At 59.2% G+C, this 15,469-nt stretch carries 12 protein-coding genes; 8 read left to right on the top strand and 4 right to left on the bottom strand.

Going from position 1 to position 15,469, the window contains the following annotated elements; translation table 11 throughout:
* Window positions 1-115 precede the first annotated feature (115 nt).
* The 3 genes from PMA3_RS03940 (at window position 116) to PMA3_RS03950 (ending at window position 6,355) form a co-directional block, all read left to right on the top strand.
* Window positions 116-2,053, top strand: coding sequence for a DUF1302 domain-containing protein (locus tag PMA3_RS03940; RefSeq protein ID WP_064675942.1), 1,938 nt, complete (start codon window positions 116-118; stop codon window positions 2,051-2,053).
* Between the two features lie 26 nt (window positions 2,054-2,079).
* On the top strand, window positions 2,080-3,444 hold the full coding sequence (locus tag PMA3_RS03945) for a DUF1329 domain-containing protein (protein ID WP_064675943.1): 1,365 nt from the start codon (window positions 2,080-2,082) through the stop codon (window positions 3,442-3,444).
* A 172-nt stretch (window positions 3,445-3,616) separates the two neighbouring features.
* Window positions 3,617-6,355, top strand: a complete 2,739-nt coding sequence (locus PMA3_RS03950) for a winged helix-turn-helix domain-containing protein (RefSeq protein ID WP_064675944.1) — start codon at window positions 3,617-3,619, stop codon at window positions 6,353-6,355.
* 55 nt (window positions 6,356-6,410) lie between these two features.
* On the opposite strand, the gene PMA3_RS03955 is transcribed toward PMA3_RS03950, so the two are convergent.
* The 3 genes from PMA3_RS03955 to PMA3_RS03965 are packed head-to-tail and all read right to left on the bottom strand — an operon-like array spanning window position 6,411 to window position 9,830.
* On the bottom strand, window positions 6,411-7,229 hold the full coding sequence (locus PMA3_RS03955; RefSeq protein ID WP_064675945.1) for a PP2C family serine/threonine-protein phosphatase: 819 nt from the start codon (window positions 7,227-7,229) through the stop codon (window positions 6,411-6,413).
* Between the two features lie 3 nt (window positions 7,230-7,232).
* Window positions 7,233-7,907, bottom strand: coding sequence for a vWA domain-containing protein (locus PMA3_RS03960; RefSeq protein WP_064675946.1), 675 nt, complete (start codon window positions 7,905-7,907; stop codon window positions 7,233-7,235).
* 24 nt (window positions 7,908-7,931) lie between these two features.
* Window positions 7,932-9,830 (bottom strand): protein kinase domain-containing protein, encoded by a 1,899-nt coding sequence (locus PMA3_RS03965; RefSeq protein ID WP_064675947.1) that lies wholly within the window; start codon window positions 9,828-9,830, stop codon window positions 7,932-7,934.
* A 104-nt stretch (window positions 9,831-9,934) separates the two neighbouring features.
* On the opposite strand from PMA3_RS03965, the gene PMA3_RS03970 reads away from it, so the two are divergent.
* Window positions 9,935-10,579: an MBL fold metallo-hydrolase gene (locus PMA3_RS03970; protein WP_064675948.1), complete on the top strand. Its 645-nt coding sequence runs from the start codon at window positions 9,935-9,937 to the stop codon at window positions 10,577-10,579.
* Between the two features lie 115 nt (window positions 10,580-10,694).
* Window positions 10,695-11,435: a YiaD family glycine zipper/OmpA-like lipoprotein gene (locus PMA3_RS03975; RefSeq protein ID WP_064675949.1), complete on the top strand. Its 741-nt coding sequence runs from the start codon at window positions 10,695-10,697 to the stop codon at window positions 11,433-11,435.
* Window positions 11,436-11,566: 131 nt separating this feature from the next.
* On the opposite strand, the gene PMA3_RS03980 is transcribed toward PMA3_RS03975, so the two are convergent.
* The gene (locus PMA3_RS03980; RefSeq protein ID WP_064675950.1) at window positions 11,567-12,001 is read right to left on the bottom strand and encodes a Z-ring associated ZapG family protein; all 435 of its coding nucleotides are present in this window, start codon (window positions 11,999-12,001) and stop codon (window positions 11,567-11,569) included.
* 144 nt (window positions 12,002-12,145) lie between these two features.
* Here PMA3_RS03980 and PMA3_RS03985 point away from each other — a divergent pair, with 144 nt between their 5' ends.
* From PMA3_RS03985 to zapE, 3 genes are all read left to right on the top strand, one after another.
* The gene (locus PMA3_RS03985) at window positions 12,146-12,775 is read left to right on the top strand and encodes an alpha/beta hydrolase (RefSeq protein ID WP_064675951.1); all 630 of its coding nucleotides are present in this window, start codon (window positions 12,146-12,148) and stop codon (window positions 12,773-12,775) included.
* 24 nt (window positions 12,776-12,799) lie between these two features.
* A complete protein-coding gene (locus tag PMA3_RS03990) occupies window positions 12,800-14,155 on the top strand; it encodes a tryptophan--tRNA ligase (protein WP_064675952.1) in 1,356 nt (451 codons plus the stop codon).
* Between the two features lie 90 nt (window positions 14,156-14,245).
* A complete protein-coding gene (zapE, locus tag PMA3_RS03995; RefSeq protein ID WP_064675953.1) occupies window positions 14,246-15,340 on the top strand; it encodes a cell division protein ZapE in 1,095 nt (364 codons plus the stop codon).
* Window positions 15,341-15,469 lie beyond the last annotated feature (129 nt).

Below are 15,469 nucleotides of genomic sequence, written 5' to 3' on the forward strand. Positions count from 1 at the left end.
ACGAACCGGGGCGATGCAACTTTGGAATGACTTAGGGCCACCTTGGCGCCCAGTCATCCATAGCGTTTTTAAGAGTGCTAATTGCCATAACAATAATGCACATGGAGTAGCGTCGATGACATCAGTAAACCAGTTCTGGCGCAGGGCGAAACTGCCCTTGGCGGTCAGTCTTGCCTCTACGCTCGCCGGGCCAGCATTCGGCGTCAGTTTCAACGTTGGTGAAATCGAAGGTCAGTTCGACTCATCCCTGTCGATCGGAGCCAGTTGGTCTACCGAGAGTGCCAACAAGAACCTCATCGGCGTCAACAACGGCGGTCGCGGCCTGTCCCAGACCTCCGACGATGGTCACTTGAACTTCAAGAGCGGCGAAACCTTCTCGAAGATCTTCAAGGGTATCCATGACCTTGAATTGAAATATGGCGACACCGGCGTTTTTGTCCGTGGCAAATACTGGTACGACTTCGAACTCAAGGACGAAAGTCGTCCGTTCAAGGACATCAGCGACAGCAACCGCAAGGAAGGCGCCAAGTCCTCCGGCGGGCAGATCCTCGATGCATTCGTCTACCACAACTATGCGATTGCCGATCAGCCGGGCTCCGTGCGTCTGGGCAAGCAGGTCGTGAGCTGGGGCGAAAGTACCTTCATCGGCGGCGGCATCAACTCGATCAACCCGATCGACGTTTCCGCGTTCCGTCGTCCGGGTGCCGAGATCAAGGAAGGCCTGATCCCGGTCAACATGTTCTATGTGTCCCAGAGCCTCACCGAGAACCTCTCGACCGAAGCCTTCTATCAACTGGAATGGGACCAGACCGTCACCGACAACTGCGGCACGTTCTTCTCGCAACCGGACGTGATCTCCGATGGCTGCGACAACAACCTCGCGGTATTGCGCACCCGCAATGGCCTCAACAGTGCACTGGCGGCTGCGGGCCTGCCGGCCGGGCTGCGTAATGCCAGCATCAATACACTCGCGGCCAGGGGCGTGACCTGGGGCGACCCGGATGAAGGCGTGATCGTTCGTCGCGGTCCGGATCGCGATGCACGGGACAGCGGCCAGTTTGGCGTGTCCTTCAAATACATGTTCGATCCGCTGGACACCGAGTTCGGCGCCTACTTCATGAATTACCACAGCCGTGCGCCGATTTTCAGCGGCCATGGCGCACCGGCGAGCGCCTACAGTGGAGCAGGTCTGGTCGGGGGGCTGGTGGGTGCAGGCGTTCCGCTCGGCGTTGCGGCCGGCCTGGCGCCGACCTTGCTGCCGTTGGTGGTGGCGGGCAACTCCAGCTACTACGTCGAATACCCTGAAGATATTCGCCTGTATGGTCTGAGCTTCTCCACCACCTTGCCTACCGGTACCGCGTGGAGTGGTGAAGTCAGCTACCGGCCGAATGCTCCGGTTCAGCTCAACACCACCGACATCCTCTTTTCCGGCCTGACGCCGCTGAACCCTAACGTCTCCGCGCTTCAAGGTCAGCCAGGGCAGGATCAACAAGGCTATCGCCGCAAGGAAGTCACTCAGCTGCAGACGACCTTTACCCACTTCTTCGACCAGGTGATGGGTGCTGCGCGCCTGACGTTGGTGGGTGAGGTCGGCTATACCCACGTCGGCGGCCTGGAAAGCAACTCCGAAGCCCGCTACGGCCGTGACCCGAGCTACGGTCCCGGTCCGTTGCCAGGTGGCCAGTGTCAGGTACTGAACACAGGGACTCTGGCCGGCGGCCCGCAGAACAACGTGAGTCGTTACTGCGAAAACGATGGCTTCACCACCGCCAACTCCTGGGGTTATCGCGGTCGTGCCATCTGGGAATACAACGACGCAATCGCCGGGGTGAACCTCAAGCCGAACGTGGCCTGGTCCCATGACGTGGAAGGTTACTCGCCTGGTCCTGGCGGCAACTTCGAGGAGGGTCGCAAAGCGGTCAGCCTGGGCGTCGATGCCGAGTACCAGAACACCTACACCGCGAGCCTGGCATACACCAACTTCTTCGACGGCAAGTACACCACCACGGATGATCGCGACTTCGTTGCGCTCAGCTTCGGCGTGAACTTCTAAGCACTGTATTTTCAGGACTAACACATATGAAAATAACAAAGAGTCTGTTCCACGTCGGTGTCCTGGGGCTTTCGCTGCTGGCGACCGGTGTGATGGCGGCGGTCCCTGCGGCCGAAGCGGACAAGCTGGGCAAGAGCCTGACCCCGATGGGCGCCGAGATGGCGGGCAACGCCGACGGTTCTATCCCTGCCTGGAAACCCATGGCGAAAAACGCCGGTAACGTTGACGGCAAAGGCTTCCTGTCCGACCCGTTCGTCAGTGAAAAACCGCTGTTTACCATCACGGCGCAGAACGTCGACCAGTACAAGGGCAAGCTTGCCCCGGGCCAGTACGCGATGTTCAAGCGTTACCCCGAAACCTTCAAGATGCCGGTCTACCCGTCCCATCGCGGCGCAACCGTACCGGATGCGGTGTTTGCTTCCATCAAGAAAAACGCCACCAGTACCAACCTGGTGTCCGGTGGCAACGGCCTGGAAAACTTCGAGACCGCGATACCGTTCCCGATTCCGAAAACCGGTGTGGAAGTGATCTGGAACCACATCACCCGCTATCGTGGCGGCAGCGTGACCCGTCTGGTCACCCAGGCCACGCCGCAGCCGAACGGCTCGTACAGCCTGGTGTACTTCCAGGACCAGTTCGTGTTCCGCGACAAGATGAAGGATTACGATCCGGCGAACCCGGGCAACATCCTGTTCTACTTCAAGCAGAAAGTGACCGCGCCGGCACGTCTGGCCGGCGGTGTGCTGCTGGTGCACGAAACCCTCGACCAGGTGAAAGAGCCACGTTCGGCGTGGGTCTACAACGCCGGTCAGCGTCGGGTACGGCGTGCGCCGCAAGTGTCCTATGACGGGCCGGGTACCGCTGCCGATGGCCTGCGTACCTCCGACAACCTGGACATGTACAACGGTGCACCGGATCGTTACGACTGGAAACTCGAAGGCAAGAAAGAGATGTACATCGCCTCCGACGCCTACAAGCTCGACGATCCGAAGCTGAAGTACGCCGATATCATCAAGGCGGGTCACATCAACCAGGACCTGGCTCGCTACGAGCTGCGCCGGGTCTGGCATGTGGTGGCGACCTTGAAGGAAGGTCAGCGGCATATCTACGCCAAGCGTGACTTCTACATCGACGAGGACACCTGGCAAGCCGCGGTGATCGACCACTACGACGGTCGTAATCAGCTCTGGCGCGTGGCGGAAGCTCACGCCCAGAACTATTACAACGTCCAGGTGCCTTGGTACACCCTGGAAACCCTGTATGACCTGCAGTCGGGTCGTTACCTGGCGCTGGGCATGAAGAACGAAGAAAAGTCGGCGTATGACTTCGGATTCACCGCAACCACCAGCGACTTCACCCCGGCGGCATTGCGTCAGGATGGTGTTCGCTAACGTTCACCCAGACAGAGGCCGCACCCTCGAAAAACGCCCCGACCGGTTCGGGGCGTTTTTTGGCGTGGTCTTTTTGTAGCCATTTGTAGCAACCTCCTTCATTCCCTCTTCGTTTACCGCTAGTCTGCGGACATCTGCAACGCCGCCATCAGCATTCGAACAAGAGCCGGCCATGACTGATCTGTCCCCACTCCGAGGCCCTGCAAGCGTCACCGTCGCCGCACTGGACGGGCGCTTTTTTCGGCCGCCGTTGCCTGATGGCCACGTGCTGCGGCCGCGTTTGTGCGAGCGCCTGAGTGCCGGTCTCGGTGGCAGGCTGTTGCTGGTCAGTGCCCCGGCCGGGTTCGGCAAAAGCTCATTGGCCGTGGAGTTCTGTCAGGGGTTGCCGGACCATTGGCAAAGCCTCTGGCTGGGGTTGAGTCCGCGCGACAGCGACCCCGGGCGTTTTCTTGAACGGTTGCTCGAAGGCCTCCAGGATTACTTTCCGCAACTGGGCAGACAGTCCCTGGGTTTGCTGAAAATGCGCCAGCGGCATCAACCCTTCGCCTTCGAAGAATGGCTGGACGGTTTGCTCGACGAATTGGCCGTGCATTTGTCGCCGACGGCGCCGCTGCTCCTGGTACTCGACGATTACCATCTTGCCCAGGGCCCGGTGCTCGATCGTTGCCTGCAGTTTTTCCTCAATCATCTTCCCGACGGCTTGCTGGTGATGGTGACCAGCCGTCAGCGTCCGGACTGGCACCTGGCGCGCCTGCGACTGTCACGGCAACTGCTCGAGTTGCATGAGCAGGACTTGCGCCTGACCCACGACGAAGCCCTGACCCTGCTCGATCGACACAGCACCTCCTTGCGCGGCGAAGCGCTGGAGAACCTGATCCAGCGCAGCGAAGGCTGGGTCGCAGGCCTGCGCTTCTGGCTGCTGGCGGCCTCCGAAGCGGGCACCGCCGGCGCGTTACCCCAGTCCTTGCATGGTGGGGAAGGGCTGATCCGCGATTACCTGCTCGAAGAGGTCATCGATTGCCTGCCCGCCGAAGTGCAGGCGTTCCTGTACGACACCGCGCCTCAGGAACGCTTTTGCAGCGAGTTGTGCGACGCCGTTCGCGAAGCCCACGACAGCGCCGAGATCCTGCGTTTCCTCTCGGCCCATCAGGTGTTTCTGGTCCCGCTGGACGAACAGGGTCACTGGTATCGTTACCACCATCTGTTTTCCGACCTGCTGCGCACGCGGCCTGCCACACCGGCGATGGTCCCGGTGGCGAGCCTGCACCTGCGCGCCTGTCGCTGGTTCAATGCCCAGGGATTGCTCGATGAGGCGGTGGAGCAGGCACTGCGGGCCGGGCACCTGGATGTCGCGGCGAACCTGGTGCAAAACCTTTCGGAAGAGCAACTGCTGGCGGAACAGAACGTCGGCATGTTGCTGCGCTGGAAAATGGACTTGCCCGACAGCCTGCTGGTCAGCACGCCACGGCTGATCGTGCTGTACAGCTGGGCGTTGGGACTGGCCTGTCAGCTGGACGCCGCCGAGGAACTGGCCAGTCATTTGAGCCGCTTCCTGCCGGCCCCGTCGGCCACGGCGCAGAAGTCCATGCTGGCGCAATGGCTGGCCTTGAGCGGAATCATCGCCCGGGGCCGCGGCAATCGCGAGCTGACATTGCTCTATTGCACCGAAGCACTGGAGAGCCTCCCGTCCAGGCGTTACGGCCAACGCCTGATGTGCCTCTCGACCTTGTCCAACCTGGCCATTACCGACGGTGACCTGTGGCGTGCACGAGGTTTGAACCGTGACTCCCTGGAGTTGGCGCAACGGGTCGGCAATCCGTTGTTCGAAGCGCTGGCCCACTACGACCGGGGCCGGGTGTTGCAAGCGCGGGGCGAGATCCTGCGGGCACTGGAGGAGGTCCGTCAGGGGCTGCAACGCCTGCAAGGGTTATCCCCGCAACGGCTGTTTGCCGTACGCGCCCGGCTGACACTGTATGAAGGTTTCCTGCTGGCCCTGCGCCTGCAACCACAAGCTGCGCGTCTGCGATTACTCGCGGGTTTGACCGAGGCGCGCGCCTGTCGCGATATCAGCGTGTTGATCGGCCATTGCGTGATCGCCCGGCTCGAAGGCAGCAGCGGTGAATTCGCCAAAGCCTTCGCCGAACTCGCCGAAGCCGAACGCCTGATGCACATCTGGGACGTGCCGCCGATCTACTACCTGGCGATGATCACGCTGGTCAAATGCGAACTGTGGCTGGCCCAGGGCCGTACCGATCTGGCCGAAGCCTGGCTTACGCGATTGGGCCAGACCTACAACGGCGATCATCCTGCTGCGCCTCCGGAATTCCATCCACAGTTGCCGCTGCATATCGAATTGCAGCAGGCCTTGCTGGAAGTGATCCAGGGCCAGCCGATGCAGGCCGAAGGACGCTTGAATGCGTTGCTCGAAAATGGCCAGCAGACAGGCCGGCAGCTGCTCAGCGTGATGGCGCTGACCCAGAAAACCGAACTGCTGCTGGCACACAATCGCGAGCCCGAGGCCCGCAAGGCCTTGAGTCAGGCACTGGAAGCGGCGGCCGGTGGAGTGCTGCAACCGTTTAACGGGTTGTTGACAGAACAGCCGGACTGGCTGCGTGGGCAACTCCAACTCGGTGCGCCGACCCCCGTTTCATTGAGCCTTTCAGAAAAACTTCCGGCAGTGGCAGCCCGACCCGCAGCGGAGTCATCCGCTTCCGCGGAACAACTCAGTACGCGGGAAATGGCCGTCCTGCGTTTGATCGCCCAGGGTTGTTCGAATCAGGAAATCAGCGATCAGCTGTTTATCTCGCTACACACGGTGAAAACTCATGCCAGCCATATCAACAGCAAACTTGGGGTTGAACGGCGAACGCAAGCGGTTGCCAGGGCGAAAGAGTTGGGTGTATTGCAGTAATCGCCGTTCGAAGACCCACCGAAACAAGGAGATCCTTGCCATCAAAGGATTTCGGTCATTTCTCCTCTGAAACAGTCACATCCGGATGTATGCCCACGTCGATGGGGTGCTTCAGGAGCGACAGTAAGCCTATGGAGCAGTCGTCTCCGGTTTTACTGGCAATGGACTGTTGCAGGTTGTCACCCAACACATCCCTCATTTTTTTTCTGGGTAATGTTGCATTCCACTCCAGCAACTTTTGGATTGCAGGGGCGGGGACGCCGCTGGATTTGTGATAGAGGCTTTCTGCGGTGCCGTCGCTCATGATCGCGAAGCCAGTCTTGGCGTCGATTTGCCCACGGTACAACCTGAGCCGCGACGCCGCTTTATTGTCAGTTAGAAACAGGGTGGTGTTGGCGAATTCGCCATTTTCTGGATGAGAAAGGGTCTGAAGCTGTCCGTCTGCATCAAGGCTTGCGATGACGCCATCGCCCAAGTGGCCTGCCAGGTAGCGGCCTCGTGAGTAAGCGACGAACGACAAGGTACAGGCAAAGTCGTTGATATCGCCGCCGACCTTTGCAGATTTGCGTTTGAACGCATCCAAACAGCGATAAATCAGTCGCTGGGCTGCCTTCGCATTGTGTTTGTCCATGTTTTGCCAGAGGCTTTCAAAGTTTTTGCAGACAAAGGCCAAGGTAGCCGTGACCGCTACGCGTGCGCCGATTTCGGATCTGGCTCTGGAACCAGCCCCATCGGCCAATGAAATGCAGGTCACCTCGTTGGACTCTCTGGCCGCGACATAGTCCTGGCAAGGCGTTTGAGTCTTGAGGTGCGAGCGTCCTGCCACAAACGCGCAGGCCGTTTTGCAGCTTAGGTCTATCGGGATCTCAGGCATGGTTCAGACCTGTGCCCAAGCTTCGATACCTTTAATATCAAGCGTCACCGCGTCACCAGGTGTCGATTGAGACGCTCGCGAAACGCTTCGGCTCAGCCAGTCAAAGAATTCTTTGAAGTGCAAACCTTTGAGGCGCAGGGGCGGGCGCGTCGGAGAAAACTGGGCCAACGACTGTAGGTTCGCCGCCGCACCGATCGCGATCGGGAAAACGGTCAATTTGCGTTTGCTGATCATGCTGGCCACGCGAGCGGTCGCCTCGGCAATATCATCTGTCGATTCGCCATCGGTCATTAGGACCATCCAGGGTTGGAAATAATCAACTCCGGCACGTTGATAATCTTCCTTGCGTGCTTCCAGCAAGTCCAAAGCGATGCTCACGGCGTGCCCCATCGGTGTCATGCCCGATGCCACCAACGGCGGGACGTCCTGACGACTGATGGAGCCGAAATCCAGCATTTTTTGCGCTGTCCCGCCGAAGGTCACGATGCAGATTTCAGCGGCATATTGCGCCACCTCATCGTCACGAATCGCCTCGAAAAACATCTGAACGCCGGAATGCAGTTCCGCGATGGGCTCGCCTTCCATTGATCCGCTGACGTCCAGCACGAGGCACACGGGCACGCGAGAGGTCGGGTTTTCGGCCAGATCTTCCTGGCGGAGGAGATAGTCTTCTTGCATGGGATTATCCTGTTGAACTGAGCGTTACAAAAAACGCTTCAAGAGTTGTTTGAGCCAGCGCACAACGATGCTCTCGTGATTGAGCGGGCGTGCTGGCGCGGTTCGGAAAGGTTGCGGTCGGGCGGAAGCAGGTTGCTGCTGCGGTGTTGTCGGCGTCTGGCGCACGGGGGCAGGCGATGGCGCAGAAGCAGGCACGGTGCGTTTAGGTACAGGTGCAGGTGTCGTCATGTTACGTACCGGCGGCGGGTTCGGGCGAGGCGTGGCGGCCGCTGGAGGTGGCGCCACACGCTGCACTGCCTGCTCGGTTTTCTTTTGGCTTTCGCTGGCCAGGTGCTTCAACTTGGCCGACTTTTGACACTCCGCACATCGAGTCGATTTACCCGAGGCCTGCATTTTCTTAAACCAGGCTTTGGATTCGGTGTAGGTTTTTTTGCAGCTGCCGCAGACAGCCTCAACCGGGTCGGTGATACGAAACGCGGCGGGGAACAGTTCATCGGAATGCTTGCCCTTGTGCAACTCTTCGCCGTACTGAGCCAGTAGCGTCAACCAGTCACCGATCGGTCGACGCTGATTATCTTCGAATGTGTTGCTGAACGCCTGTTTGAGCAGGTACGGCAAATGACTCCAGATATTCTGCCAGGTGCCCACCGGGGTGACGCTTACCTTGCCTTTGCCACTGTCCTTCTTGAATCGATAGGGGAAGTTCATGTTCCTGATGTTGTCGGACGCCGTTCCGCCACCTTGTTGGGAATAGGGTGGTTTGCCTGGCAGCAGGATCATGAACAGCATGGTGGCGACGGCGAACAGTTCGTGATCTTTTGTACGCAGGTATTTGCCATACTCTTTCCCCTGAATCTCAGGCGCGGTGAAAGGCACGGTGCCAACTTCGCAGGGAAAATGATCGACCTGAAAGCTGTCTGTATCGACCATCCAGACCTTGTTGCTATCCGGAGTGACGAGCAAGTTCATGGGATTGATGTCGCCCACAATGATGTTCAGCGAATGCAGGTATTGCACCTGTTTCAGAAACGCAATCGCGACATTCACCAGATCTCGTCGCGTCCAGTGCGGGAACGTTTTGGCCAGTAACGGTTTGACGAATACCGAGGTCTGAAGGGTTTTCCCTTCTGCCCGAGGCATCACATAGCCAACAAACTCTTGATCAGCATTGAAAACCAGTTCGGTCGGCCAACAAATGCCAGGCTCAACGATACGGCGTGTCACCATGAGCTCGATTTTCTCACGGCGCCGGATACTGAGCTTTCCGGTGTGATAAATCTTGCACACTTCAGCGTTGCCTGCCGCGCCGTAAATTGTCCCTTCGCCACCGGAGCTGATTGACTTGCCAAGCGTCAATCGGCGGCCGCTTGACGTTGTTACCACCGAGCCTTCTGTGACAATTGTGCCTCTATTCTGGATAAGACGATCGGGTATGGCGAGGGGCGTCTTGGGCTGGTCGAAAGGCATCAGTGGGGCGCGGCCGACCCAGCGTATGGCTCGTGCATCAGCAGCTTTGCACTGAATGAGTTGCGCCTCATCGCAAGTCAGTAACAGCAGGTCGTAGTGACGGCACAAGTCGACGGCGTCATCCGACTTGATCTGGTCTTGTGGTGCCGTCGTTCGCTTGAGCGCGAAGATCGGTTGGCCATCGAAAGCGCATTCGGCCAGTAAATCCCCGGGACGCAGTGTTGTACCTTTGGGGAGCGCGCCGTGCGGTCGCGAAGGCTGGCCGGCGAAAAGCTGGAAAAATTGTCGAGCGTTTTTGTGGACCTGTTCGTGTCCTTTTGTCAGGGACTGAAGCTCCAGAAGATCGGAGTAGGCGATAAAGGGCAGACCATTCTTGCCGCGAATGCGGTTGATAATGTCCGGGTCCAGAAAGAGGACGCTTTTATCGATGAGCACATGTTCCATTGAAGGGGGCATTGGCTTCCTGCCATCTTGTTTCAAAATAGGCGCGGCGCGAGGATAACCTATCAATTTTGCGGACCACAACCGCAGTACCCAGCCTTGGCATCAGGATTAAACCCATGCAAACCCCGAATACAGCCCTTATCCGTGAAACTTTCCCCGTCGGCCCGTTGCAGTGCAACTGCACGATCATCGGCGATCCGATCACGAAAAAAGCCATTGTGGTCGATCCGGGTGGCAATCATGAATTGATCCTGGCACGCCTCGACGCCCTGGGCCTGAAGGTGGTCAGCATCATCCACACCCACGCGCACCTGGATCACTTCCTGGCCTCCGGTCAATTGAAGGAGAAAACCGGCGCGACCCTGCATTTGCACAAGGAAGATCAATTTCTCTGGGACAACCTGGAGATGCAATGCCAGATGTTCGGGGTGCCCTACACGCCGGTGCCGTCGCCGGATCGCTGGTTGGCCGACGATGAAGAGCTGGCCTGCGGCTGCGGCGTGGCATTGCACACGCCGGGGCATACGCCGGGGTCCATGAGCTTCTGGTTCGCCGAGGCCAAATTGCTGATTGCCGGTGATACCTTGTTTCGGCGCGGAGTAGGGCGCACAGATTTGTGGGGTGGCGATCAGGCGACCATCGTGCGTTCGATCAAGCAGCGGCTGTATACCCTCGATGAAGAAGCGACGGTGGTGACGGGGCATGGTCCTGACACGCGCCTGGGGGATGAAATGCGCGAGAACCCGTTTGTGCGCGCTTGATGTGCATTTGTGCACAGTCCGGGTGGAATTTTTGCCCATAAAAACGATCCAACGCCCGCAAAGGCTGACGCCTAGGTCCGTTGCACCACAGAATGCATAAAATCAGGAGCTATACATGTTCACCAAGCAGCGTTTGATTATTGTCGCTACGGCTGTGGCCTTGCTGTCTGGCTGCGCCTCGCCTAACCCTTACGACAATCAGGGTCAAGCTCAGGGCCAGGCCGACAGTGGTTCCACAGGCATGAGCAAAACCGCCAAATACGGCGGGCTCGGCGCGCTGGCCGGTGCGTTGGCCGGTGCGGCCATCGGCCACGACAACCGTGGCAAAGGCGCGCTGATTGGCGCGGCCGTGGTAGGTGCTTCCGCTGCCGGTTATGGTTATTACGCCGACCAGCAAGAGAAAAAACTGCGGGCCAGCATGGCCAACACAGGCGTTGAAGTGCAGCGTGAGGGCGATCAGATCAAGCTGATCATGCCGGGCAACATCACCTTCGCCACCGATTCGGCGAACATCGCCTCGAGCTTCTATCAGCCGCTGAACAACCTGGCGGGTTCGCTCAAGGAGTTCAGTCAGAACCAGATCGAGATCGTCGGCTACACCGACAGCACCGGCAGCCGCCAGCACAACATGGACCTGTCCCAGCGTCGCGCCCAAAGCGTGGCGACCTACCTGACGTCCCAGGGTGTCAGCGGTGCCAACCTGAGCGCCCGTGGCGCCGGTCCGGATAGCCCCGTTGCTAGCAACGCCGACGTCAATGGCCGGGCGCAGAACCGTCGGGTCGAGGTCAACCTGAAGGCGATTCCGGGTCAGCAGTATGGCGCCCAGCAGCAAGGCACCGTTCAGCAATACCCGTAACACCGCAAAACCCTGTAGGAGCGAGCTTGCCCGCGATGCGGCCCTGACAGGCACCAGAACCAGTGGGCCAGAAACAAAAAGCCCCCGGACAATCACTCATCCGGGGGCTTTTTGCGTCGCGCGAAACCTGATTACTTCTTCAGGCCATAATGCTCATCCAGCATACCCGGCGCATTCGGGGCTTTCGGTGCGTAGTCGCGAGGCGGCTCCTGATTGCGCGGTGGCGTCAGGCGTTCCCGTGGAGCCTGCGACGCGTCGGCGTGCAGGGCGGCCAGCAAGCGTTGGCGGGTCTGCTCGTCCAGGGCCAGGCGATTGGCACCCTCGGCGAGATGGTCCTGCACTTCCTGATAGCTCGCAGTCAGTTTCTTGACCAGTGTCGCAGTGCTGTTGAAGTGGGTAACCACCTCGTTCTGATAATTGTCGAAACGTTCCTGAACGTCATCCAGCTGACGTTGCGTGCGGTTAGGCGCGGCATTCGGCACCAGGCGAGCGATCAGGAATCCAATGGCGACACCCACAACCAGGGCAAGAGTCGGCAACAACCAAACTAAGAGCGAGTGTTCCACGAGTCCTTCCTCTATAAACGGCTTTGCTTTACGTTAACGGCTCGAACCTGCGCTGTATACCGCGATTCACTCGCAATAGATTGGCACAGACAATTTGCTAGACGAATCGACCCGATTCGAGGTCACGGAGTTCCTTCCTTGCTTATGCGCGAAACCCCTGTAGTGATTGATGGCCCGGTCGGTAAACTGGAAGCCCTCTACCTTGACAATGACCAGCCCCGCGGTCTGGCGCTGATCTGCCACCCGAACCCGGTGCAGGGCGGCACCATGCTCAACAAAGTGGTCTCGACCCTGCAACGCACTGCCCGCGATGCCGGTTTGATTACCCTGCGTTTCAATTACCGTGGCGTCGGTGCCAGTGAGGGCTCGCACGACATGGGCACCGGCGAAGTCGATGATGCCCAGGCGGTCGCCGCATGGTTACGGGCGAAACATCCTGATTTACCATTGACGCTGTTTGGCTTCTCCTTCGGCGGTTTTGTTGCGGCAAGTCTCGGCGGCCGCCTGGAAGTCCAGGGCGAGCAGCTCAAGCATCTGTTCATGGTGGCGCCGGCAGTCATGCGCCTGGGCGATCAGGAACAAGTGCCACACCAGGTCGCACTGACCCTGATCCAGCCGGAAACCGACGAAGTCATCGATCCGCAGTTGGTCTACGACTGGTCCGAAAAACTCGAGCGTCCCCATGAGCTGCTGAAAGTGGCAGAATGCGGACACTTTTTTCATGGCAAGCTGACCGATCTCAAGGATCTGATCCTGCCGCGTCTTTCGAACTGATTGCAGTCTGACAAGCGATTACCCATGACGACTCGTACCCGTATCCTCACCGGCATCACCACCACCGGCACGCCGCACCTGGGCAACTATGCCGGCGCGATCCGCCCGGCGATCCTGGCCAGCCGCGACAGCAATGCCGATTCGTTCTACTTCCTGGCCGACTACCACGCCCTGATCAAGTGCGATGACCCGCTGCGCATTCAGCGCTCGCGCCTGGAAATCGCCGCGACCTGGCTGGCCGGTGGCCTGGATGTGGAACGCGTGACCTTCTATCGCCAGTCCGACATCCCGGAAATCCCCGAGCTGACCTGGCTGCTGACCTGCGTCGCCGCCAAGGGCCTGCTCAACCGCGCCCACGCCTACAAGGCCTCGGTGGACAAGAACGTCGAGACCGGCGAAGACCCGGATGCCGGCATCACCATGGGCCTGTACAGCTACCCGGTCCTGATGGCCGCGGACATTCTGATGTTCAACGCGCACAAAGTGCCGGTGGGTCGTGACCAGATCCAGCACGTGGAAATGGCCCGGGACATCGGCCAGCGCTTCAACCACCTGTTTGGCCAGGGCAAAGAATTCTTCACCATGCCCGAGGCGCTGATCGAAGAAAGCGTCGCCACGCTGCCAGGCCTCGACGGTCGCAAGATGTCGAAGAGCTACGACAACACTATTCCGTTGTTCAGCAGCGCCAAGGAAATGAAGGACGCGATTTCGCGGATCGTCACCGACTCCCGCGCCCCGGGCGAAGCGAAAGATCCGGATAACTCGCACCTGTTCACCCTGTTCCAGGCATTCGCCACCCCGGCGCAGTCCGCCGAATTCCGCAGCGAACTGTTGCAGGGCCTGGGTTGGGGCGAGGCGAAGAATCGTCTGTTCCAACTGTTGGACAGCGAACTGGGTGAGTCCCGTGAGCGTTACCACCAACTGATCGAGCGCCCGGCGGATCTGGAAGACATCCTGCAGATCGGTGCGAAAAAAGCCCGTTCGGTCGCCACGCCATTCCTCCACGAACTGCGTGAAGCGGTTGGCCTGCGTTCTTTCGTCGCCCAGACGCAAGTCGCGGCGACCACCAAAAAGAAAGCCGCGAAAGCCGCGCGTTTTGTCAGCTTCCGTGAAGAAGACAGCAGTTTCCGTTTCCGCCTGCTGGCGGCCGATGGCGAGCAACTGCTGCTGTCGCGCAACTTCGCCGATGGCAAAACCGCAGGCCAGGTGACCAAGCAGCTGCAAGCGGGTCAGCCGTTGGATGTACGCAGTGAAGACCGTAGCTTCAGCGTCTGGTTAGAAGGCGAGTGCGTGGCCGACAGCCCGACATTTGCTGACAACGCCGCTCGCGACGTCGCCATCGACGCCTTGAGGGTTGCGCTGACACCGGTCCAGGAATAATCAACGGCTCTGCCCGACCAAGGGCTGATTGCCATTCCCCCGGGCCGTCGCTACAGTGACGGCCCGTTTTTGTTGCCTTGCTAACGAATTATGACGCCCCTAGAACGATATCAAGCTGATCTGAAACGCCCGGAATTCTTCCATGACGCCGCGCAGGAAACTGCGGTGCGCCATTTGCAGCGCCTGTACGACGATCTGGTCGCTGCCTCGCAGAACAAACCGGGCCTGCTCGGCAAACTGTTTGGCAAAAAAGACCAGGCGCCAGTCAGGGGCCTGTACTTCTGGGGCGGCGTTGGTCGCGGCAAGACTTACCTGGTCGACACCTTCTTCGAAGCGCTGCCGTTCAAGGAAAAGACTCGCACTCACTTCCACCGCTTCATGAAGCGCGTGCATGAAGAGATGAAGACCCTGGGCGGGGAAAAAAACCCGCTGACCATCATCGCCAGGCGTTTCTCCGACGAGTCGCGCGTGATTTGTTTCGATGAGTTCTTCGTCTCCGACATCACCGACGCGATGATTCTTGGCACGCTGATGGAAGAGCTGTTCAAGAACGGCGTGACCCTGGTCGCGACGTCGAACATCGTGCCGGACGGCCTGTACAAGGATGGCCTGCAGCGTGCGCGTTTCCTGCCGGCCATTGCGCTGATCAAGCAGAACACCGAGATCGTCAACGTCGACAGCGGCGTCGATTACCGTCTACGTCACCTCGAGCAAGCGGAACTGTTCCACTTTCCGCTGGATGAAGCGGCCCAGGAAAGCCTGCGCAAGAGCTTCCGGGCCCTGACCCCAGAATGCACGGCCGCCATCGAAAACGATGTGCTGATGATCGAGAACCGTGAAATCCGTGCTGTGCGCACCTGCGATGACGTGGCCTGGTTCGACTTCCGCGAACTGTGCGACGGCCCGCGTAGCCAGAACGATTACATCGAACTGGGTAAAATCTTCCACGCGGTGTTGCTCAGCAATGTCGAGCAGATGAGCGTCACCACCGACGACATCGCCCGACGCTTCATCAACATGGTCGACGAGTTCTACGACCGTAACGTGAAACTGATCATTTCTGCCGAAGTCGAGCTTAAAGACCTCTATACCGGCGGTCGCCTGAACTTCGAGTTCCAGCGCACGCTTAGCCGCCTGCTGGAAATGCAATCCCACGAATTCCTGGCCCGGGCACATAAGCCGTAGACAATTCGAAAACATAAAAAAGGGCCTGCAAATGCAGGCCCTTTTTTGTGTTCGAACTTTCTGACACACCACATACCCTGTGGGAGTGAGCTTGCTCGCGATAGCGGTGTGTCAGGCACATCATTGCTG

This window comes from Pseudomonas silesiensis, from assembly GCF_001661075.1.
Lineage (GTDB): Bacteria > Pseudomonadota > Gammaproteobacteria > Pseudomonadales > Pseudomonadaceae > Aquipseudomonas > Aquipseudomonas silesiensis.

Bases quoted from the DNA above. Each gene is read 5' to 3' on its own strand.
- PMA3_RS03955 (WP_064675945.1), bottom strand. From the start codon at position 7,229: ATGCCTGAGATCCCGATAGACCTAAGCTGCAAAACGGCCTGCGCGTTT.
- PMA3_RS03940 (WP_064675942.1), top strand. From the start codon at position 116: ATGACATCAGTAAACCAGTTCTGGCGCAGGGCGAAACTGCCCTTGGCG.
- PMA3_RS03985 (WP_064675951.1), top strand. From the start codon at position 12,146: ATGCGCGAAACCCCTGTAGTGATTGATGGCCCGGTCGGTAAACTGGAA.
- PMA3_RS03960 (WP_064675946.1), bottom strand. From the start codon at position 7,907: ATGCAAGAAGACTATCTCCTCCGCCAGGAAGATCTGGCCGAAAACCCG.
- PMA3_RS03965 (WP_064675947.1), bottom strand. From the start codon at position 9,830: ATGCCCCCTTCAATGGAACATGTGCTCATCGATAAAAGCGTCCTCTTT.
- PMA3_RS03990 (WP_064675952.1), top strand. From the start codon at position 12,800: ATGACGACTCGTACCCGTATCCTCACCGGCATCACCACCACCGGCACG.
- zapE (WP_064675953.1), top strand. From the start codon at position 14,246: ATGACGCCCCTAGAACGATATCAAGCTGATCTGAAACGCCCGGAATTC.
- PMA3_RS03950 (WP_064675944.1), top strand. From the start codon at position 3,617: ATGACTGATCTGTCCCCACTCCGAGGCCCTGCAAGCGTCACCGTCGCC.
- PMA3_RS03975 (WP_064675949.1), top strand. From the start codon at position 10,695: ATGTTCACCAAGCAGCGTTTGATTATTGTCGCTACGGCTGTGGCCTTG.
- PMA3_RS03945 (WP_064675943.1), top strand. From the start codon at position 2,080: ATGAAAATAACAAAGAGTCTGTTCCACGTCGGTGTCCTGGGGCTTTCG.
- PMA3_RS03970 (WP_064675948.1), top strand. From the start codon at position 9,935: ATGCAAACCCCGAATACAGCCCTTATCCGTGAAACTTTCCCCGTCGGC.